Source organism: Arcobacter pernae (genome assembly GCF_049472135.1).
In the GTDB taxonomy this organism is placed as follows: Bacteria; Campylobacterota; Campylobacteria; order Campylobacterales; family Arcobacteraceae; genus Arcobacter_B.
Window position 1 is genome coordinate 116,786 of record NZ_JBMOVV010000002.1, and the last position, 21,884, is coordinate 138,669.

The following is a 21,884-nucleotide window of genomic DNA, read 5'->3' on the forward strand; positions in this document are numbered from 1 at the left end:
CATTAATAATATTATCTAACTACTTCTGTAGTTCCAAAATCATTAAAATAAATTATAAACATCCCATCAGCATTAGTACCACCATCTCCATTAGCTGCAGGTGTTCTAGCTGCAATACCAGTAGCATTAGCAGGTAAAGCTCCTGCATTTGCAGATGTTGCAGTTCTATCAATAGTTGCAATTGAATCTAAGTCATTAGCAATTTGTGCTTCTAAAAAACCTGCATTCGCTGCTAAAGTACCATTTGATAAATCAACAAATATTCCAGGTATTGCACCTTGTACATCATTAACCATTGTTATTTGTAAAGAGTTATCAGCACCAAAAGATATAGCTTGATATATAGTAGCTGTATCTACTTGACCGTCTACATCTAACTGCTCATTAATTTGTTCTGGAAAATAAGCAAACTCAGCTAAACCTTCTAAAGTTGTTACGGCTTCTGTATTTGCATTTGCAGCAGATTCAATGTGCTCTGATCTAGCAGCTAACTTAAGCCCATTCTTAATATTATTGATTTCTGTAATTACACTTGTCTTTTGAGCAATACCCTCAATCTTATCACCAGTTCCTCCAAATGTTTGGAACATATAAATCATAGCTCCAACTACTACTATTACCATTGCTATCAGTTGTGGCATTTCAATCCTTTCTGTTTTTAATTAAATTCGTCATAATACCTACCTACCGCCCGTTACTTAAAACTATTTATAAACTATACACACCAAGAAGCCATCACTATTTGTACCTGAACCTGTAAATTCAATATTTGTTGCATCATATGTTTTTTTTTCATAATCAACTTTTCCAAATAAAGCTTTTTCGCAAAACTCTCTTCCTACAAAACTCTCTGAAAATCTTGCTTTACTCATTAGAGAAGCATTACCACTCATATTTACCATAAGTGAATATGAGTTATTTTCATCATCTTTTGTTGGAATTATTTGCCATATAACATCTTCCTTATTTGGATGCTTAAGAGTTGTTGACATACCTCCTGCATCAGCTGGAGTTAAATCACTCCCTTCAAGTAAAATACCTTTATCCTCTAAAAACTCAAAGTTTATAGAAGATAGGCTCTCCCCTGCTTGGATAGCTGTGTTTACATAAGAGTCCACTAACTCAAACATCACTCTCATCTCTTCAAGTTCCGCTTTTATAGTAGAATCATCTGCCTCGTACCGTGTAAGTATAATAATCATAGCCGAGGTTACAGCAATAATTGATGCTACAAAATAAGCCATGAAATTCCCCTACTTACTTAACTTTTTGTTATATCACATTATACTACAATTTTTTTTAAAAATATACTTATAAATGTAAAAAAGTGACACTTTCAATAATATTAAAAAATTATTAATTTTTTTAAACATCATGTAAGTTCCAATATATGATGATATATACATAATTATTACATTATTAGCCTTTTCTTAAATTTAAATAAATTTCTACTATAGTGTTATAAAAAACTGTTATACTTGGTTATTTATTATTATTTTTATGATAGAATTTATTAATATATTTAAAAAGCCTAGAAAATGAGTATTCAAATAAAATCAAATGAAGTTAAAATCTTATTTATTAAAAAAGATAAAAAAAATAAAAGTAAAATAGATGATATCTTGCACTCTTTTTATTCTAAAATAATTTTTCAGAATCAAGAAACGACTGATTTTAATGGCGATATAATCATACTTGACAAAGATGAATTTGATACTGACATCTTCACTTACATTAAAAATATTAAAAGAATAAATCCTTATAAAGTCGTTATTATTCTTACAGAAAATTTTGAAAATGAGTTTATTTATGAATCCCTAAATCATGATATTGATTCTATAATCAAAAAGAATGACACTAAAAAACTATTAAAAGACTTAGAATATTTTAAAAACAAAGTTTTATTAAGAAATAAAAATATTAAAAAAAGAGTTACTTTAGAAAATATTTTAAATACACAATCTGCATTAGTTTTATTAACTGACTTTAGAACTATAAATTTTTGTTCAAAATCATTTTTGAGATTTTTTAATATCAATGATAAAGATGAATTATTTGAAAGATATGAAAATATAAGTGATATTTTTATTCCTCACAAAGATTATATCCATGGTTCAAATGGTGAGATTATTGCAAAGTACAAAAACTCAAAAGCTGCACAAAAAGTTGTACTTCTTTTATCAAAAGATTTTAATCCAAAGGCTTTTCATATTACGATTGATAAAATAAAAGAGAGTGATTTATATATTATTACTCTTTCAAACATAAGTATCATGCAAGAAAAAAGCATAAAGATAACTCATAAAGCATATATTGATATGCTAACAGGTGTTTATAATAGAAATAAATTTGAAGAAATTTTTCAATATGAACATAAACAGTTTATTAGATACAAAGAGATATTTTCAATTTGTATTTTAGATATCGACCACTTTAAAAGGTTTAATGATACACACGGGCATTTGATTGGAGATGAAGTATTAAAATTATTAGCTCAAACAGTTAACTCAAACATCAGAAAAGCAGATACTTTTGCTAGATGGGGCGGAGAAGAGTTTGTAATCTTAATGCCAAAAACAACAATAAATGAAGCTCATATTTTATGTGAAAAATTAAGAGAATGTGTTGAAAATATATGCCACGTAACCGCAGGAAAAATAACATCTAGTTTTGGTGTTACTCAAATAGAAGAAGAGGACACTATGAACAAAGCTTTAAAAAGATGTGATATAGCTCTTTATAATGCAAAAGCTGCAGGAAGAAACAAAGTATTTACACAAATTTCTTAACTTATAATAAATAATTATATTAAAATACTTTTTTGATACTATTTATCTATATAATAAAAGTATATAAAACTAAGGGTTCATATGAGTAAAATTAGCTATAAATTTTCATTTATATTTATTTATTTCGTTGTTGTAACTATCTCTTTCTTTATACTATTTCTCATAATTGATAACAATAAACTTACGAATATTCATGAAGTATCATCAAACAAGTTTTATGAAGAGTTTGATGAAAAAAATAAGAAAATAGAAAACTTTATAAATATGTATAAAAACTCTTTAAGTTCTTTATCTCAAAATAAACTATTTTTAGATTATGTCAAAAATAATAAAAATGAAGCCTATGTAAATGACTTATTTAAATCTTATATAAAAGTCTTATCTGATGTTTTTCAAATAAGATATTTGGATAATAAAGGAAATGAAAGAATCAGAGTTGAAAAGCTTTTAAATGAAAACCTTTCAGAAATCATAATTCAACCAAAAGAGAGACTTCAAAACAAAGCTTCTAATTCTTACTTTCAAAGATTTATACAACTAGATGAAGAACAAATTGGTTTATCATTTATAAACTTAAACAAAGAGTTTGGAAAAGTTGATAAAAATAAAACAATTACACTTAGAATTGCAACAACTGTATTTTCAAAAGAAAATAAAAAAGAAGGTGTGTTAATTTTAAATATAGATTTAAAAAACTTTTTTGATAGATTAAAGAACTCATCTTTATATGACATTATGCTTATTGATAATCAAGGGAAGTTTTTACTTCATTATGAAGATAGAAGAGGAATTAGAACTGCAAGTTTTCATAGCTTTACAATTTATAATGAATTTGGTAAAAATGCAGCCAAAAAACTTCTAAATAACACAGCTTTTATCAATGATGATATATTTAGTAAACATGTTTATCTATCAAATGAAGAGCAAAATGTTAAACTTATTTTAAAAACAAAATTTAATGAATTAGTAGACGAACAAAGAGATAATGAAATCTTGATTTATGTATTTATTATATTCTTGGTTCTACTTTTTTTACCTGTAACTTTATACTTTTCAAGAAAGCCTGAAAGTCTTAGAAATCAGATAAACCTTCAAAATATTACTGATCCTATTACAAAACTACCAAATAGAGAGTTTTTGATAAATGACTTGAAGAGTTCTTATTATAATGACTGTATTTTAGTATTAATCAATATTGACAATTATCAAAAGATACAAAATATTTATGGTTATAAAATAGCTGATAAAATAGTAGTAAAATGTTCTATATTTCTTAAAAACTATGTTAAAAAGAGTAATACTTTTAGGCTTTATAAATTATCAAAAAATCAATTTGGACTTCTTTTTAGACCAATGCAATTTGAATATTTAAATGATACTTTAAAGCAACTACAAAATGAGATAGAAAACAACTATGTAGACTTTGAATTACTAATTTCAATAGCAACCAGTTCAAATAAACTAAATAAAAAAGGTTTAGAAAAACTTCAAGAAGCAAGTATAGCCCTTGAAATATGTCATAGCAAAAAACTTGATATTTGTATTTATGATGAGAATTTATCTAAAGATATTGATTTAAACAAAAAAAATCTGAATATGGTAAAAACTATAAGACATGCTTTAAAAAATGATGAAGTGATTATTCAGTTTCAACCTATTTATAATAATATAAAAAATAAGATTGATAAATATGAGACATTAGTTAGAATCAAAAAAGATGATAAATTAATCTACCCAGGTGAATTTATAAATATTGCAAAAGATATTAAAAAGTATAAAGATTTAACAAAAATTGTTATAGATAAATCTTTTGAGTATTTCAAAGATAAAAACTATGAGTTCTCAATAAACCTTACTTTAGAAGATATAAACGATAAAGAGATTACTTCTCATTTGTTTAAACAGATTCAAAACTTTGATGTAAATGAAAAACTAGTTATCGAAATAGTTGAGTCAGAAGCTATTGAAAATATGGATGAATTTATGGAGTTTTTAAAAGCTGTAAAATCATATGGTTGTAAAGTTGCCATTGATGATTTTGGAAGTGGTTACTCAAATTATGAGTATATTATGAAACTTAGTGAATATATAGATTATGTAAAACTTGATGGTTCACTAATAAAAACTGTGCATAAAGACCCTAAAGTTCATGTTTTAGTAGGAAGTATTAAATTTATCTGTGATACTTTACAAATAAAACTTATCGCTGAATATGTTGAAAATTTAGAACTTTTTGAGTATGTAAAATCTATGGGTATTGATTATTCACAAGGTTACTATATTGGAAAATCAAAAGATGAAATTGAAGATTAACTTTTGATTAAATAATTTATACTATTATAGAGTAAATAAAAGGATTTTTCATGTTTGCAATTTATAATAGTGGAAGTGTAGGTTTTAGAAGTACTGCTGACAATCTTTATGAACTAAAAAATACAGATGCACCTGCAGAAGCTAGACTAAAGCCTGATGATGATACTTTATTTCAAGAGTATATGGACTCAAAAAACAAAAAGCAAGGCTCTAATTCACATGCAATAAACAGCTATAAAAAAATGGCTAATATTGATACAAATGAACCTATTTACCATGTGGGTGATATCATGACTGAAAACTGTGTATTTGTAAAAAGTACTGCCACTTTAAAAGAAGCCTACGAAATTCTAAAAAAGAATAGAGTAAGTCAAATTCCAGTTGTACATGAAAATAAAAAAATATATGGTCTTATAAATAAAAAAATCATCCTAAATGAGATTATGGATGATATTGATAATTCAAGACTTGTTATTCAAAAATATGTAAAAGACATACAAGCAAGTGAGTTAATAACAACAGATCCTATTTCTGATATAAGAAGAGTTGCAAAAGTAATGATAGACTTTAGACTTGATGCAATTCCCGTAGTAAATGAAGAAGATGTTTTAGTTGGTATTGTTTCAAAAACGGATATTATTAAAGCAGTTTCCAATATCCCATCCTTACAGCTTTGGGGTTAAATAACTTTAAAAACTCTTTTTTGATACACTATTGGTACATTTTTATAATATAATAAAAATAAAAGGCATATCATGAAAAAGTTACTTCTTCTTACAGCTTGTGCATCATTTGCTCTTGCTCAGCAACTAACATTGGGTGTAGTTCCACAACAAAGCCCCTTAAAACTTTTTAACAAATGGGTTAAAGTTACAAAATATCTTGAAGATACTACTGGTATTAAAATTGTTTTTAAAACTGAAAGATCTATACCTCAGTTTGAAAAAGAGCTTTATGCAGGTAAGTATGATATTTCCTATATGAACCCTTATCATTTTATTGTGGCAAAAAAAGAACAAAACTATGAGGCTTTCACAAGAGCAAATAAAAATATCGTAGGAATTTTACTTGCAAAAGAAGAAAAGATTGATTTTACTAAAGAGAACTTAGAAGGTAAAACTTTTTTATTCCCTGCACCAAATGCTTTTGCAGCAACACTACTTACAAAATTTGAGTTAAAAGAAAAATTCAATTTTGATATTGATAAACAAGGTAAAGTTTTATATGTAAATTCACATGATTCAGTTTATAAAGGTATCTCAAGAGATATTGGTTATATAGGTGGTGGAATTATTAGAACATATAATAACTTCCAAGCAACACAAGATAAAAAGAATTTACATATTGTTTATAAAACAAATGCTTATCCAAGTCACCCAATAGCAGCACACCCAAGAGTAGATAAAGAGACTGTAAAGAAACTTCAAGATGCCTTTTTAAATATGCCTGAAGATATCAAAAAAACTCTAAGTATAAAAAAGTTTAAAGTAACAAATAGTGAAGAGTTTAAAGTTATTGAAAATATTGGTGTAAAGTAGTAAATGTCATTTAAATATAGGTTCATTTTATCTTTTGTTTTACTTGAGATATTTTTTATTATTTTAATTGTTTCAGTAAACTTTATAGCTATAAGTAGCTCTTCTAAAAAACTAACTGAAGAGAAAATCACATCTAATGAAAAGTTTTTAAAAGAGCTTCTTAGTGTACCTATTACTATTTACGATTTAGCCACACTTGATAACCTTGTGCAAAAGACTTATGAAACTGACTATATAAACTCTATAGTTGTTCTTGATGCACAAGATAAAGTTTTATCGCAAAAATATGACTTTAAATACGAAAAGCTTGATGACTTTTTGAAAATAAAAACGAATAGAAGTATAAATTTCAATACAAATAGTTATGAAACCAGATATGTTAAAGTGTATCAAGATGAACTATTTTTAGGCTCAATTTATTTGGTTTTTGATACATCTGAAAATACAAACTTCATTGAAGACAATAAGCAAAAAACTATTTTGATAGTTCTAATAGAAATCTTAATTTCAACATTGTTAGCATACCTAATAGGAACAAGACTTACTAAAATACTTACAAAACTAGCTTCAGTTGCAAAAGATATTGGAGAAGAAAAATCTGTCTCAATCCCATATCAAAATAACAAAGATGAGATAGGAATACTAAGTAAATCTTTAAATAAAATGAAGAATGATTTAAAGAAAAGAAACAATGAACTGAAAAAAGCAAATAAAGCAAAAGACACTTTTCTTGCAAATATGTCACATGAGATTAGAACACCCTTAAATGCAATCATTGGATTTTCAACTATTTTAAAAGAGTCGAATATGCCATTAGAGCAGAAAAAACAAGCAACTATTATTTCAAAAAGTGCAAACTCTTTACTTCATATAATAAATGAGATTTTAGACTTCTCAAAAATAGAGAGTGGAAAAATGCCATTTACTTTAGAGTCTAATAACTTTTATGAGCTTTGCAATCAACTGCAAACTCTTTTTGAAGGGCAAGCTTCTCAAAAAAATCTTACAATGAATTTTGAATTTGATAGAAATATACCTTCACATTTGATATTTGATAAAACACGGTTACAGCAAGTTATCTCAAATCTTTTATCAAATGCTGTAAAGTTCTCTAAAAATGATGGAAATATCTATTTTAAAACTACTCTTATAGAAAAAAACAATGATGAAGCAAAAATAAAAATAGAAGTAAAAGATAATGGTATTGGTATTCCAAAAGATAAACAAAAACAAATCTTTAAACCTTTTTTACAAGCAGACCAAAGTATCTCAAAAGAGTATGGTGGGACAGGATTAGGGCTAGCTATTATTTCAAAAATACTAGAACATATGAACTCATCAATTATACTTGAAAGTAAAGAGAATCATGGTAGTAGTTTTAGTTTTGAATTAAGTCTAAAAATATGTGATAAAAATACAAAACTTGAAAAAGAAAAAATAGAACAAATGCCTATAAATACAGAAAATAAAAAAGTATTAGTAGCAGAAGATAACGAAATAAATCAAGAACTTATCAAAGCAATTTTTGCTGAACTAAACTTAGATGCAGACTTTGCAAACAATGGATTAGAAGCAATAGAATTATTTAACGAAAATAGCTACAACTTAATCTTTATGGATATTAATATGCCTATTTGTGGTGGAATTGAAGCATGTGAGAAGATAAGAGAATTAGATAAAAAAATACCAATCATTGCCCTTACTGCAAATGCAATAAAAGGTGATAAAGAGAAGTTTTTAAAAGTAGGAATGAATAAACATCTTACAAAACCAATAAACTTTGACAAATTAAAAGAAGTTCTTAGGAAATATCTAAATAAATAAAAAAAGCCAGACACAAAAACTTCTCAAAGTAATTGTATCTGGCTTTTAATGGCACGCCTAGTAGGATTATGTAAAATAAAACATAAATAACCATAAATAAATGCTTTTTGAAATTACAAACTTTTCAATATACTATATATTATAGTTAATAATGGAACAATACTGGAACATTCTACGTTAAGTGATATATTATCTAATCTAATCTAATTAGATTATAATTAAATTTATAATATTATATTAGTATTAATGGAATATCAAAAGGAAAAATAGAATGTCAACGTATCCTACGGAGCTAAAAAACCCTCCAATTATTGAATCAATTATTGAAATTAAATTTAATTCATCATTACCCAACGAAGCAGTATTTGGTGTTTTTTATGAAAAATTAAAAGATAGATACGATGATATAGAGCAATTAAATACTGCCAACTTACCAAAACAGATACTTGATGAACAACCTGAATTAAAATTTGCACCACATTACAACCTTAAATCTGAAGGTAAACCATTAAATGTGTTGATAGGTCCTAAGGTTATTATATTTAAATATCAAAAATACAATAAAGATGTAGAAAATGAATATCCAGGTTGGAACAAATATTTATATACAGAAATTATTGAAATTTTATCTACAATAACAGAAGCAGGATATATTAAAGAAATTCTAAGAGTAGGATTAAGAACTATAGACTTTGTTGAAGATGAAATATTTAGTCATCTAAATATAGATATAAGTATGTCTAATAGAGAATTAAAAAATGTTGCAAAAAGTTTTAGATTTCAAATTAAAGAAAATGATTTTAATAATACAATTGCCATATCAAATAATTCAAGCTTGATAAAAAATGGTACTCCACATAATGGTTCAACTATAGATGTTGATACATCAAAAGAAGAAAGCATTACAACAGATATAGAAGAATATTTAAAAGCAGTAATTAAAGAAGGGCATGAAACTAATAAAAGCCTATTCTTTGAACTTTTAAAAGAAGAATATATAGCTAAATTAAAGGAGGAATAATGAATTTAAGTACACACACTAACTCTAATAATAGCCCATACTATTATTCCTTTGAAAATGACAATGATACATACTCAATGTTTGAATTAGATAAAGAAATCATAGAATACCCTAAAACTACAACTGACTTAACAAAGCAAAATAAAACATTGTTTTATACATTATTAACATTAGGTATATTAAGTAGTACATTATCTGCTAATCAAGAGCTTACATATGATAAATATGATAGAAACAATGTTTTGGTTAATGAAGTTAAAGAAGCTTCATTATTAGAATATACAGAACAATACTGGATATACGAATTGTTTGCAGATGTAGATAAATTAAAAACAACAAAAGATATTTATCCTTATTATTCTAAGATTAATGACCTTGTTGCAAATACTGACTTTAATACATATAACAAGATACTTGATAATATAGATGTTAAAAATGCTCATGAAGTATTAATACTTTCTCTACTTAGAATACCTTTTCTAAGAAAAGATGAAATTACTTCATGGAGTAGTTTTTTAGAAAAGACTAAAGAAGAACTAATTAGTAGAGGGCATGACACAAAAAAACTATTAAATGGATTAATATAAATATTCTATGGAAATAAAGTCTACAGATAAACACAACATTTCCGATATAAGTCATGTCTGTATTGTAATAAGTAAACCAGAATCAGAACAATTACATACAGGATTTTTTTTCAGAAACATTGAAGATAAAGTTATGTTTTTACATCTAGCTTGGTTTGATAATTTATTATATGAAGAACCAAGTAATGATTATTATTGGCTAGATATACCATTAGATGAATTTGATTTAATGCAGATACAATTACGATTAGAACACATTTACGAAAAGAATGGTCAAGGGTTCCCTTATGGAATTGCTATAGATGGTATCAAATTTGAAAATGATGGAACTTTATCAAAAGAAGAACATTCTGGTTTAACTTGCGCGACCTTTGTTATAAGAACTCTACAATCACTAGGATATAATATAATTAATTTAGATGGATGGGAAATTAGAGAAGAAGATAAAGATTGGCAAGAAAAGATTATTAGTGCACTTAAAAACTATTGGAAAACTACTGATGAGTTTGTAACCAAACAAAAAGAATATATTGGGAATGTTCCAAGATTTAAACCTAATGAAGTAGTTGCTGCAACTGCAAATGCTGATAAAAGACCTTTAGAACAAGAAACTGTTATAGAACTAGGTGAAAAACTTTTAGAAGATATAAAAGAACTATATAGGATTCAACAAGGAGGATAAACTCTCCTTTTGCAAGGAGGATAAAATTTATTTTTCCTATCTTGACCTTTTTTAACTTCAAAGAAATTCTAAATTTTATTCCAAATTAAAACAATGAAATTTTATTAACTCATATAATGACTCCAAGGAGTTAATTATGATAATAAAATTTAAATCTATAAAAAACTGGCAAAATCATATCTACTATTTGTTTAATGAAGACAAACATCTTAATCAAGAAATAGTAAGTAAAAACTTTTTTAAAAACTACAATCTTAATCAAGAAATAATAGATTCATTTCATTTTGGGAAAAATGGAAGAAGAAGTAGAATGTTAAGTGTTGTTATTTCATTTAAAAAAGGTATATCAAAAATTGATGCAGAATCAAGATTTAAAAAAGTTTACTTAGATTTCTATATATATGTTAATAATACATATGCTCTAGGTCTTGATATTGATGAATTAAAAGAACTAGTTTACCAAATCCCTTTTGTGTACCATGGAAAAGAAGATAACCCTCACTTTCATACCTTTTTAAATAGAGTTATTTACTCAAAAAAAGAGAATAAATATATCTCTATTGATTTTTCAAAAAAAACATTTGTAAATAAATTTAGGCAGCTAGCAGGCTGGGATTTAAAAAAAGATATTTCAAAATCAAAAACTAAGAATAATTACACATACAAAATAGAACAGCTTGAAAAAGAGATTTTAAAGTATAAAAATATATCTTCTAAGCTAGATAAATATATTGCCATAGCTTTAAGAGACTTAAAGAATAATCGTACTGATAACGCCTTAAAAAAACTAAAAAAAATAAGACAAAGGAACACCTTATGAAAAAAAATACTGAAAATGAAAGAATGGGCTTAATGACTAGAAATAAAAAGTTTATGGAAGAGTTTAAAGAATATAAAAAACATTCTAACTTCTTAAAAGATATACAAAATAAATTTGAAGAAAATGGTTTTAAATTCAAAAATATGAAAGATGTAGAAAATATAATTCTATTACTTAAAGATGAAGTAGATGATGAGCTTTTTATAGAAGATTCTGATAGCAACTATAAAGGGAATAAGCGAACACCTAATTTTAATAGAAAAAAACCTTAATAGATTAAAAGACACATTTCCTTCTGTGTCTTTTTTTGTTCTTTATTAATCTTTTAATCTTATATGTAATCTTTTTACACCTTTTTTTATTAATAAATACAATAACAGTATATACTCCTACTTTTTTTGATATAGCTCCTTTAGGTTTATTTCTAACATAGCCATATCGCACCTGAACCATATCTTCATTAATAAAGTCAAGTATCTCTTTATACTTATTTTTAGTTTTAAAACTTAACATGCTAACCAAATATCTTATAACCTGGTTTGTATACGCTTTTCTAGAACTAGTTATATATTTGATATTTCTTGTTTGCTTTAATCTTTCAAGTGATAAATCAGTATTAAGATAATCTTTAATAATATATGTAAAAACAAGATTATTATTTTTAGCAATTGATAATGAATTTTGCGAAGTATTGCCAACTTTATGATTAACTATTGAATTATATGACTTTTGAATAGCTGTAATGTTAGTATAAAAAAGTTGTATATGGAGATGAGATACAAATTGCTGCGTAAATTCTATATTAGAAAAATACTTAATTGTTTTATCTCCATCTTTTTTATTCATTTTATAGCTATTTAACTTTTTAAAAAAGTCTTTTCTTAATTTAAGCGTAGTAGATAATTTACCATCAGAAGGAGTCAAAGTAACTAAACATTTATTTAAATGCATATTCTCTGTATATAATGCTAAGTATTGTGCTACTATACGTTTGTTATACTTTTTACGTTTGTATAAAAATATTTTGTCTTGTTGTGTCATGAATAATCCTTTTATTTTAATTTTAGCTCTACTCACATATTAAAGATATATTAATAAGCTCTCATTGGGGGTATGTATGTTATATTTAATCATGAAGAATAAAAGCCCAAGATATAAGAACAACCTTTACATTACCTATGAGAAACATATAAGTAGAACTATCAAAACCTATCTAAAATACGAAGATATAAAAAAGATGTATTTAACTTTTAATAACGCTGAAGATAAATATCAATTACATTTACTAATAGAATTAAAAGACACTATTCCAGAAGATGCTATTGAAGTTTTTGATAGAGAAATAGCAATGTTTAGAAAAACTGATACCAATTTAATTTTAGAAATTATTCAAAATTCATTATACACTTTGTATAAAAAAGATTTTATTGATAGGCTTATACAGCTTGTGAGAAAGTTCCACGGAGAAAAGCTAAATAGTTTCTTTTTAGAAGATGAAGAAAATGTAGTAAGTAAACTAAAAGAAATTCTACCGAGCTCAAATAATCAAAACATGATAGCAAGAAGAATATACACTACATTATTAAATAAACTTGTTTATATAGAAGATTCATTTGAAAAGATAGATTACTTAAAGGATGAAGTTTATATATCAGAATCTCGTAAAAAAAGACAAGTTAATAAAGACATTAAACTATTAAATTTTAAACTAGAAAAAATAAATAACCTTTATAAAGAATATGACACGTATGAAACAGAAAACATAGAAGAAATTAATGAACAAATAAAACACTATTATAATCCGAGTTATGAAAATACAAAAAATATTGATGATTTAATTTTAGAAAAAAACTTAATTGAACATAATCAATTGGTTTTAAAACAAGAAATAAGTCTTTTAAATAAGATAAAATATCAAATTAAAGAAGCAATATCCTACGAATTTAATGACTATATAAAAATAAAGGCTTACCTAGATTCAAATAATAAAAACTTCACACAAAATGCTATTACAAGATATTCAAAAAAGCTTATAGAAGATGTTAATATATCAAAAAAACTATCAGGAGCGAAAAGTAGAAAATCAATAGAAAAACTTAAAAAAATGTATTCATCTAATTATTCAGATTTTTATAAAACTTTTATTGACATTAATAAAAAGCACCTATTTATATATAAACTCAAGGCACTTCATAAAAATAAACATTTATTATCACATCTAAATAAAACTGAGCAAAAAGAATTAATAGCTAAGAATGAAATTTCTAAAGAAATTCAGCAAAATGTAAAACTTACTCCAACTCTCAGTATTGAAGAAGAAATTATATATTTAAAAAATAAGATACGCCCTATACAGGATGAACTAAATTGTATTAATGAATATATTATTGAAATTGAACTATTAATACAAGAGTGCTATGAACATAATGATAAAATTCAAGAGGAAAAGTTGGAACGCGAACTTTCTAATCTTAATACACAAAAAGAAGAATTAACTATAAAAATTGAAAAATATGATAATAAAATAAAAGAACTTGGTAGGATAAGAAAACACTCAATAAATGATATAGTATACTGTTAAATACATAGAAGTACTATTTCTAGCAATTTAAATACCCCCAATGAAACACTATTAATACTAAATAGAAAGTTGATACCATGTAAACTGTTCTTATAAAAATCGAAGGATTAAATATGAACATTTCACTTGAAAACTTAGAATTATTACCTGAAATAAAAAGACTTCTTGAAGAACTTAATGAGAAAATTGAATTTAATACTGATAAGAGATGGTTAAATATCACTGAAACTGCTAAGTACTTAGGATACTCAAAAGACCATATACACAAACTAAAAAATAATGAGTTTGATTTAAATATTCATTATTACAAGAAATCAGGAAAACTATTATTTGATAAAACCAAATTAGACGAATGGGTGATGTCAACACAAACATCTAGTTTCACTAAAGAATTATTAAATTCAGTTTCACTTGCAGCTTAACAAAAATATCCTATAATACTTTGGTAATTCAAAAAGTCTTTATAGGTTATTTATAATAATTAAAGGAATTATAAATGACAGTAAATATGACTACCCCTAAAATCTATACTAGAGGCTCAACTCTATGGATTAGATTTACATTAAATAAAAAAGTAATTAAAAAATCTTTAAAATTGGAAGACAATAAGAATAATAGGAAAATTGTGGAAACACAAATTATTCCTCAATTAATTCTCAATGCTCACAATCCAGAGTTCTTTAAAAACAAAAATAAAAAAGAAATTCCTACTATTAATGAATTTATAGAAACTTCATTTAAACTCCATGAAGGAGAGAGATGTGACTCAACAATTTATGCATATAAAAGAAACTATGACAAATATATAAAAGAGAAGTTTGGAAATAAAAAGCTTGATACCATTACAGGTAATCAAATTACAATTTGGCAGAATAGTTTACAGAAAAAAGAAAAACTTGCAAAGTCAACACTTAAAAAAATTAGGACCATTTTATATACATTATTTCAAGATGCAATTGAAGAGGATATAATTTCTGATAACCCAGTTAAAAAAGCTAAAAGAATTAAAAAAATTGAAGATACAAAAGTAAAAAGGATTAAACTGACTCCTTTTACTATATCTGAAATCGCTTCTATTCTAAATGTATTAGAGGGTCAATCTAAAAACTTAATTGCTACATTATTCTATACAGGAATACGAGCAGGAGAATGTATAGGATTAAAATGGGAAAATATAGATTTTGAGAAAGGTACAATATCAATTAGACAACAAATTGTGAATGGTACACAAAAAGAAGTTCTAAAAACTACAAAAAGCCGAAGAACTATACCTATAATTAAATCTTTAATTCCTTTTTTACAATCTCAATATCAGAAAACAGGACATTTAAATAGCTATGTTTTCATGACTATAAGAACTAAGAAACACTATCATAGTGCAGGAAAAATTAGAGAACAAATTTGGGTTAAAGCATTAAAAAGTGCTAATGTAAAATATAGAAACCTACATCAAACTAGAGGAACTTTTATATCAACTTTAATTTCTAATGGAGAAGATATAAATTATGTTTCAAAAATAGCAGGTCATGAAAATGTGAAAATTACTTTTGAAAGTTATTCAGAGTATATTCCTAAAGAAAATGATAACTTTGGAAACTGCTTTGATAGTTAGTGGAACAAAATTGGTACAATTTTGGAACAATCTATTATTAGGTAAATAAAATATCCCAAATTATGGGAATATTACAGAGTAATGGCACGCCTAGTAGGATTCGAACCCACAACCCCCGGGGCCGAAACCCGGCGCTCTATCCAGTTGAGCCATAGACGCGTGTGTTTTAAGATTGGAATCTTATCATAGGTAAACTTAAAAAATTTAAGCTACCTATTTTTTAGTTTATTCTCATACATTAGTTCATCTGCTTGTTCTAAAATCGTTTCAATCTTATCACCACTTTTGAAATCAACTATCCCATATGAAAATGAAAACTGTAATCCTGCAACTTTTGCTGATTTTAATTTTTGTCTTGAAAGTTTTGCTTGTGTCTCTTCCATTGCTTTAGGTATGTCTAAACTAGTTAAAGCTTTACCAGTAAATAGTACCATAAACTCGTCACCTGCATACCTTACAACACTAACACCCTCATGGTCTAGCTCTTTTGTTAGAAATTTAACAAGATATTTTAAAACCTGATCACCAAGAAGATGTCCATATGTGTCATTTATGATTTTAAATTTATTTAAATCAATAAATGCAAGTTTTCCTTCTTCTGTAAAAGCTTCATCTTCTAAAAAAGAGTCCATAAACCATTTTCTATTATATGCAGTAGTTAAACTATCTGAAAATAACTCTTTTTGTAAGAACTGAATTTGTTGTTGCATTTTTCCTAGTTGAGATGATATGTTTATTAAAGCTTTATCATCTTTATTTAGAATTGCAACTTGTGCTTGTTGTGTTGAGTTTTTTATGTTGTTTAAATTTTCATTTGTTGATTTAACGATATTTTCTACTCTGTTATTATCAGACTGCAATTCGTCTAAAATTGCTTGTTTATCATCAAGATTTACATTTAACTCTTTAGCAAAGTGTGCAAATCTTTTTGAGTAATCTCCAGGTAGAATGATTTCGTTATTTTTTAAATCTTTTACTGTAAGATAAGTTACTTCTTTTAATTTTTCACTCATAAATATTTATTCCTTACAAGTTTTTCATGAAGTATACAGAAAAAAGACACAAATGTCTATACCATATAACAGATAATATAACTTATAAAATATTATCTATTATAATTAAGATGAAAAATACTATTCCTAAATACCCATTTACAGTAAAAAATGCTCTATCAATTTTAGTAAAATCTTTATTTACTAAGTAGTGTTCATAAGTAAGCATTATTGCACTTGCAAGTACTGCTATATAAGCGAAAACTCCACTATTTGATGTGATTACAAAAAGTAACCAGAATACTACTGTTAAAATATGAAAAACTTTTGAAATCATCATAGTTTTTTGTGCACCAAATTTTGAAGGAATTGAGTGTAAATTTAACTTTTTATCTACTTCCATATCTTGTAAAGAATAAAGTAAATCAAATCCAGCTACCCAAAACATAACACCAATACTTAAAAGAACTGTCCATAAAGGAATCGTTTCACTAACAGCAACAACACCTGCTATTGGAGCTAATGCTAAAGATACCCCTAATATCACATGTGCTAAGTAAGAAAATCTTTTAAAGTAAGAATAAGATCCTATGATAATCAATATAGGAATAGATAAATAAAATGCTAAGTCATTTACAAAATATGCTACAAGTATAAAACCTAAAGCATTTGCTATATTAAAAAGAAGCATAGATTTTGCAGAAATTCTACCATCAACATTTGGTCTATTTTCTGTTCTTGGATTTAAAGCATCTATATCTCTATCCATATACCTATTAAAGCCCATTGCAAAATTTCTTGCAGTTAAAGCAGCTAATACACCTAAAACTAAAAGTTTAAAACCAAACCAACCTTTTGCAGCTACTACCATTGCAATAAAAATAAATGGTAAAGAGAAGATTGAGTGTTTGAACATTACTAGTTCATTGAAGTCATTAATTTTTTTTATGAGTTTTTCCATAAACGAGATTCTATCAAAATAATTAAAAATGTAAGTTTAATGTATTTATAAAATAAAGACTATTTTCTAGTCTTTATTTTATTTATTGTTCTTTATATTTGATTGTTTTTATTCTTGCTTTTTCAGCCTCAATATAAGAGTTTAATTCTTCTGCACTATTAAACACTTCTGCAATAACTCTTCTATTTTTTGCTGACCCCTCTTCTGTTGAGTTATCATATAAAGGTGAGCTCTCTCCAAATCCCATATATCTAACTTTGTTTGAATTCACTCCTGCATTTACAATTGCATTTCTAACTTTAGCAGCTCTATTTGTTGATAAATCATAATTATATCCAGCAGGAGCACTCGCACTTGTATGTCCTTCTATAACTGCATATAAATCAGTTTTTTTTAAGAATTGTGTAAATTCTTGAATTTCTTTAATTTCTGAAGAATCACTATATATAGTAGAATCATTTTTAAACTGTACATTTAAATCTTTAACCATAATACAATCCCCTGCATTTAGGCTATAAACTGTCATAAAACCAATTAATGATGTTGTTAAAAGTTTTTTCAAAACTTAACTCCTTTAGATAATTTTAAAAATTATAACATCTTTAATCTAATTTTAAAGTAATTTTTAATCTTATTTTGTTAAAATTTTTAAAATTATTTAATAAAGGCTTAAAATGACTACTTATTTAAGAACTTCAGCTATTGCTGCTACTACTGCTTTATTGTTATTTACAGGTTGTACTTCAAAAGATACAAACTTAACTGCTAATGATGCAAAAATTTCACAACTTCAAAAAGAGATTGAATTAAAAGATAATAAAATCTCACAACTAGAAGCTCAAAATGAAAAAGCATTAGCTTCAATTAATGCTATGAATTCTGAGTCAAAAGATAAAAATGCAGTTGTAAACTCTTTAGTTCCAGCAAATGCAAAAGCTGGAGAATGTTATGCAAAGGTATTAGTTCCTTCTGTATATGAAACTAAATACATCAAAAAAATGGTTCAAGAAGAACAAGAAAAGATTGATATTATTCCAGCAACTTACAAAGTTGTAGAAAAAAAAGTAACTTTAAGAGAAGAAACAACAAAACTAGTTCCAGTAGCTGCGACATACAAAACTGTAACTGAAAAAATTATGGTAACACCTGAGAGTTCAAAAATAGTAACAGTTGAACCAACATACAAAACTGTAACTGAAGAAATTATGGTAGAGCCTGAAAAAACTAAACTTGTTACAGTTCCTGCAACATATAAAACAGTTACTGAAAAAATAAAAGTTTCAGATGCTTATACTACTTGGAAAAAAGGTAGAGGAGAAATAGAAAAAGTTGATAATACAACTGGTGATATTTTATGTTTAGTTGAAGTTCCAGCTGTATATAAAACTGTAAGTAAAAAAGTTATTGATAAGCCTGCTTCGACAAAAGAGATTAAAATCCCTGCTGTTTATAAATATGTTAAAACTAGAGTTGTAGATACACCTGCTTCTCAAAAAGAGATTAAAATCCCTGCAACATACAAAACTATTACAAAACAAGTAGTTGCAACACCTGCTACAACAAAAGAAATTAAATCACCAGCAATTTGTAAGATGGTTAAAACTAGAGTTATTGATACACCTGCAAAAGAAGTTAAAACAACAATTCCAGCAATTTATAAAAATGTACCTGTAAAAGTTAAAGTTTCAGACTCTTACTTAAGATGGCAAGAGATTTTATGTGAAACAAATACTACAAAAGATGTAATTTCTAATTTACAACAAGCATTAAAAGATAAAAAATATAAAATCACAACAGTTGATGGAGTATATGGACCAGAAACTAAAGCTGCTGTTGAAGCTTATCAAAGAGACAACAAGCTAAGTGAGGGAGCTTTAACATTAAAAACGCTAAAATCTTTAGGTTTATAATATAAAAGATAAAAGCTTTTGGCTTTTATCTTTACTTGAAGAAGGAAAAATGAAGAAACTACTATTTACTATATTTACAATAACATTTACTCTTTTTTTCACAGCTTGTAGTTCAAAGTCTCAAACAGATGTATTAAACTCAAGTAAACAAGATGTATCAGACTTATTATCACAACTAATTGAAAAAGAAAAAGAGATAAATAGACTAACTAAAGAGTTGGAAGCTTGTAAAGCTGCTTCAAAGTAAGCTTTCACTAAAACTTAGCTAAAATTTCTTTATGAAAGAAATAGCAATTATTGGCTCAACTGCCTCAGGAAAAACTGGCTTATCTATAGATATAGCTAAAAAAACTAACTCAATTATACTTTCACTTGATTCATTAAGTGTTTACAAAGATATCGATATTGCCTCTGCAAAACCAACAATTGTTGAAAGAGGTGATATTATTCATTTTGGAATAGATGAAGTCTATCCAAATGAAGAGTTTGATGTCTTAGAATTTATAAAACTTTATCATAAAGCTAAAGAGTTTGCACAAAACAACGATAAAAATCTAATTATTGTAGGTGGAACAAGTTTTTACTTAAAAACATTGATTGAAGGTATGTCAATGGGTATTAATTCTAAAACTAAACTTGATATTCCCGTAGACGAAGCTTATGATTTATTATTTAGTTTAGATAAAAAGTATATGCAAAAAATTGAGAAAAATGACAGATATAGAGTTGAAAAAGCTTATGCCATTTATAAAGAGTCAAAATTAACTCCTACAGAATACTTTAAAGCAAATCCAAAAACTCCAATAGCACCAGACCTTAAAATATTTGAAATTTTATGGGATAGAGATGAGTTGAGAAAAAGAATAAATCTTAGAACAAAACAAATGATGAAAGATGGATTAATTGATGAAGTAATCTATTTAGAAAGTAAGTACACAAGAGAACCAAATGCTATGAGCTCAATTGGAATAATAGAAACTTTAGAGTACCTTGATGGGAAAATTACAAAAGAACAACTTGAAGAAAAAGTCTCTTTAAATACAGCCAAACTTGCAAAAAGACAGAACACTTTTAACAAAGGACAATTTGAGAATAAATGCTCAAATATTATAGAAAACTTAAATTCAGATATAATTAAGTATTTTTCGATATAATCCCGCCTTACAAAGAGTTTTATAAAGGACAACAGAGACTTGATCTTTTATATTACATTAATCAAAATAAGGAATATGGCGTGAAAAAAGACATCCACCCAGATTACAAAGAGTGTGCAGTATCTTGTGCTTGTGGTAATTCATTTGTTACTAAATCAAATGTTGAATCTATGAGAATTGATATTTGTTCTGCTTGTCACCCATTCTTTACTGGTGAGCAAAAAATCGTTGATGCTGCTGGTAGAGTTGAGAAATTCAAAGCTAAATATAACAAGTAATTATATTTATGCTTACATTAGTTCCAACTCCAATAGGAAACTTAGAGGATATTTCTCTAAGGGCTTTAAATACCCTATTGGAGGCCGAACTAATTTTTTGTGAAGATACAAGAGTCACAAAAAAACTACTAAACCTTTTAGGTGAAAAAAATAACCTAGACTTTTCAAATAAAGAATACAAATCTTTTCATTCTCATAATGAAAATCAAATTTTAAAAACTTTAACTACTGAAACTTTTACTAAAAATGTTGTTTATGTAAGTGATGCAGGGATGCCTTGTGTTTCTGATCCAGGAGCAACACTTGTTGATTTTTGTATAAATAATGACATAAAATATGATGTTCTACCAGGAGCAAATGCAGTTTTAACAGCATATGCGATGAGTGGTTTTACTAATACTACTTTTGCCTTTCATGGATTTTTAGCTCACAAAGGAAATGAAAGAACTTCAAAATTAGATGCTATTTTAAATGATGATAAATTAGCTATTTTATATGAGTCACCACATAGACTTTTAAAACTATTAGAAGAATTAGCAAAAAAAGATGAAAATAGAACAATATTTTTAGTAAAAGAGATTTCAAAGCTTTATCAAACAACTTACAAAAACAGTGCAAAAAACCTTTATGAAGAGTTTAAAACAATAACTATCAAAGGTGAATGGGTTGTTGTAATCGAAGCTGTTGAAAAAACTGGAGAAGCTTTAAGTATCAAAGATATAGAAGATTTAGATATTCCTCCAAAAATTAAAGCAAAACTTTTGTCTAAAATGACAGGAAGAAAAACAAAAGAGATTTATCAAGAACTTATGTAAAAAGTAT

General features: G+C 26.3%; 24 protein-coding genes and 1 tRNA gene. 18 read left to right on the plus strand and 7 right to left on the minus strand.

What is annotated here, in order from left to right; genetic code table 11:
• Positions 1–11 precede the first annotated feature (11 nt).
• Positions 12–641: a hypothetical protein gene (locus tag ACH5BF_RS03075; protein ID WP_423272584.1), complete on the minus strand. Its 630-nt coding sequence runs from the start codon at positions 639–641 to the stop codon at positions 12–14.
• 63 nt (positions 642–704) lie between these two features.
• Positions 705–1,244 carry a hypothetical protein gene (locus tag ACH5BF_RS03080; protein ID WP_423272585.1) on the minus strand — a complete coding sequence of 180 codons (540 nt, stop codon included), beginning with the start codon at positions 1,242–1,244 and terminating at the stop codon, positions 705–707.
• Between the two features lie 294 nt (positions 1,245–1,538).
• On the opposite strand from ACH5BF_RS03080, the gene ACH5BF_RS03085 reads away from it, so the two are divergent.
• The 10 genes from ACH5BF_RS03085 to ACH5BF_RS03130 all read left to right on the plus strand — a co-directional run bounded on the left by ACH5BF_RS03085 (position 1,539) and on the right by ACH5BF_RS03130 (position 11,846).
• Positions 1,539–2,789, plus strand: coding sequence for a GGDEF domain-containing protein (locus ACH5BF_RS03085; RefSeq protein WP_423272586.1), 1,251 nt, complete (start codon positions 1,539–1,541; stop codon positions 2,787–2,789).
• Between the two features lie 81 nt (positions 2,790–2,870).
• Positions 2,871–5,102, plus strand: a complete 2,232-nt coding sequence (locus ACH5BF_RS03090; RefSeq protein ID WP_423272588.1) for an EAL domain-containing protein — start codon at positions 2,871–2,873, stop codon at positions 5,100–5,102.
• 50 nt (positions 5,103–5,152) lie between these two features.
• A complete protein-coding gene (locus tag ACH5BF_RS03095) occupies positions 5,153–5,785 on the plus strand; it encodes a CBS domain-containing protein (RefSeq protein WP_423272590.1) in 633 nt (210 codons plus the stop codon).
• 72 nt (positions 5,786–5,857) lie between these two features.
• Positions 5,858–6,640: a phosphate/phosphite/phosphonate ABC transporter substrate-binding protein gene (locus tag ACH5BF_RS03100; protein ID WP_423272592.1), complete on the plus strand. Its 783-nt coding sequence runs from the start codon at positions 5,858–5,860 to the stop codon at positions 6,638–6,640.
• Between the two features lie 3 nt (positions 6,641–6,643).
• Positions 6,644–8,464: an ATP-binding protein gene (locus ACH5BF_RS03105; RefSeq protein WP_423272594.1), complete on the plus strand. Its 1,821-nt coding sequence runs from the start codon at positions 6,644–6,646 to the stop codon at positions 8,462–8,464.
• A 271-nt stretch (positions 8,465–8,735) separates the two neighbouring features.
• Entirely contained in the window at positions 8,736–9,485 is a 750-nt protein-coding gene (locus tag ACH5BF_RS03110) for a TIGR04255 family protein (RefSeq protein WP_423272599.1), read from the plus strand.
• Positions 9,485–10,072, plus strand: a complete 588-nt coding sequence (locus ACH5BF_RS03115) for a hypothetical protein (protein ID WP_423272603.1) — start codon at positions 9,485–9,487, stop codon at positions 10,070–10,072. The genes ACH5BF_RS03110 and ACH5BF_RS03115 overlap by 1 nt, the downstream gene beginning before the upstream one ends.
• Positions 10,073–10,079: 7 nt before the next feature.
• A complete protein-coding gene (locus ACH5BF_RS03120) occupies positions 10,080–10,754 on the plus strand; it encodes a hypothetical protein (protein ID WP_423272605.1) in 675 nt (224 codons plus the stop codon).
• A 136-nt stretch (positions 10,755–10,890) separates the two neighbouring features.
• Complete coding sequence (locus tag ACH5BF_RS03125; protein ID WP_423272607.1) at positions 10,891–11,574, plus strand: hypothetical protein; 684 nt, start codon at positions 10,891–10,893, stop codon at positions 11,572–11,574.
• Positions 11,571–11,846, plus strand: coding sequence for a hypothetical protein (locus ACH5BF_RS03130; protein WP_423272610.1), 276 nt, complete (start codon positions 11,571–11,573; stop codon positions 11,844–11,846). Before ACH5BF_RS03125 ends, ACH5BF_RS03130 begins: the two co-directional genes overlap by 4 nt.
• 4 nt (positions 11,847–11,850) lie before the next feature.
• Here the strand turns inward: ACH5BF_RS03130 and ACH5BF_RS03135 are convergent, their stop codons facing one another.
• Positions 11,851–12,615 (minus strand): rolling circle replication-associated protein, encoded by a 765-nt coding sequence (locus ACH5BF_RS03135; RefSeq protein ID WP_423272612.1) that lies wholly within the window; start codon positions 12,613–12,615, stop codon positions 11,851–11,853.
• A gap of 76 nt (positions 12,616–12,691) precedes the next feature.
• Here ACH5BF_RS03135 and ACH5BF_RS03140 point away from each other — a divergent pair, with 76 nt between their 5' ends.
• The 3 genes from ACH5BF_RS03140 (at position 12,692) to ACH5BF_RS03150 (ending at position 15,767) form a co-directional block, all read left to right on the plus strand.
• Positions 12,692–14,155 carry a hypothetical protein gene (locus ACH5BF_RS03140; RefSeq protein WP_423272614.1) on the plus strand — a complete coding sequence of 488 codons (1,464 nt, stop codon included), beginning with the start codon at positions 12,692–12,694 and terminating at the stop codon, positions 14,153–14,155.
• Between the two features lie 113 nt (positions 14,156–14,268).
• Complete coding sequence (locus ACH5BF_RS03145) at positions 14,269–14,577, plus strand: DNA-binding protein (RefSeq protein WP_423272617.1); 309 nt, start codon at positions 14,269–14,271, stop codon at positions 14,575–14,577.
• 74 nt (positions 14,578–14,651) lie between these two features.
• Complete coding sequence (locus ACH5BF_RS03150) at positions 14,652–15,767, plus strand: tyrosine-type recombinase/integrase (protein WP_423272620.1); 1,116 nt, start codon at positions 14,652–14,654, stop codon at positions 15,765–15,767.
• An 82-nt stretch (positions 15,768–15,849) separates the two neighbouring features.
• On the opposite strand, the gene ACH5BF_RS03155 is transcribed toward ACH5BF_RS03150, so the two are convergent.
• The 4 genes from ACH5BF_RS03155 to ACH5BF_RS03170 form a co-directional block, all read right to left on the minus strand.
• A tRNA-Arg gene (locus tag ACH5BF_RS03155) sits at positions 15,850–15,926 on the minus strand.
• 50 nt (positions 15,927–15,976) lie between these two features.
• Entirely contained in the window at positions 15,977–16,780 is an 804-nt protein-coding gene (locus ACH5BF_RS03160) for a GGDEF domain-containing protein (RefSeq protein ID WP_423272623.1), read from the minus strand.
• Between the two features lie 82 nt (positions 16,781–16,862).
• Positions 16,863–17,720, minus strand: a complete 858-nt coding sequence (gene mqnP, locus ACH5BF_RS03165; RefSeq protein ID WP_423272625.1) for a menaquinone biosynthesis prenyltransferase MqnP — start codon at positions 17,718–17,720, stop codon at positions 16,863–16,865.
• Between the two features lie 82 nt (positions 17,721–17,802).
• A complete protein-coding gene (locus tag ACH5BF_RS03170) occupies positions 17,803–18,282 on the minus strand; it encodes an OmpA family protein (RefSeq protein WP_423272628.1) in 480 nt (159 codons plus the stop codon).
• A 112-nt stretch (positions 18,283–18,394) separates the two neighbouring features.
• Here ACH5BF_RS03170 and ACH5BF_RS03175 point away from each other — a divergent pair, with 112 nt between their 5' ends.
• The 5 genes from ACH5BF_RS03175 (at position 18,395) to rsmI (ending at position 21,877) form a co-directional block, all read left to right on the plus strand.
• A complete protein-coding gene (locus tag ACH5BF_RS03175) occupies positions 18,395–19,630 on the plus strand; it encodes a peptidoglycan-binding domain-containing protein (RefSeq protein WP_423272630.1) in 1,236 nt (411 codons plus the stop codon).
• Between the two features lie 49 nt (positions 19,631–19,679).
• A complete protein-coding gene (locus ACH5BF_RS03180) occupies positions 19,680–19,877 on the plus strand; it encodes a hypothetical protein (RefSeq protein ID WP_423272632.1) in 198 nt (65 codons plus the stop codon).
• A 31-nt stretch (positions 19,878–19,908) separates the two neighbouring features.
• Entirely contained in the window at positions 19,909–20,784 is an 876-nt protein-coding gene (gene miaA / locus ACH5BF_RS03185; RefSeq protein ID WP_423272634.1) for a tRNA (adenosine(37)-N6)-dimethylallyltransferase MiaA, read from the plus strand.
• 80 nt (positions 20,785–20,864) lie between these two features.
• Positions 20,865–21,062, plus strand: a complete 198-nt coding sequence (gene rpmE, locus ACH5BF_RS03190) for a 50S ribosomal protein L31 (RefSeq protein WP_423272636.1) — start codon at positions 20,865–20,867, stop codon at positions 21,060–21,062.
• 8 nt (positions 21,063–21,070) lie between these two features.
• Positions 21,071–21,877, plus strand: coding sequence for a 16S rRNA (cytidine(1402)-2'-O)-methyltransferase (gene rsmI, locus ACH5BF_RS03195; RefSeq protein ID WP_423272638.1), 807 nt, complete (start codon positions 21,071–21,073; stop codon positions 21,875–21,877).
• Positions 21,878–21,884 lie beyond the last annotated feature (7 nt).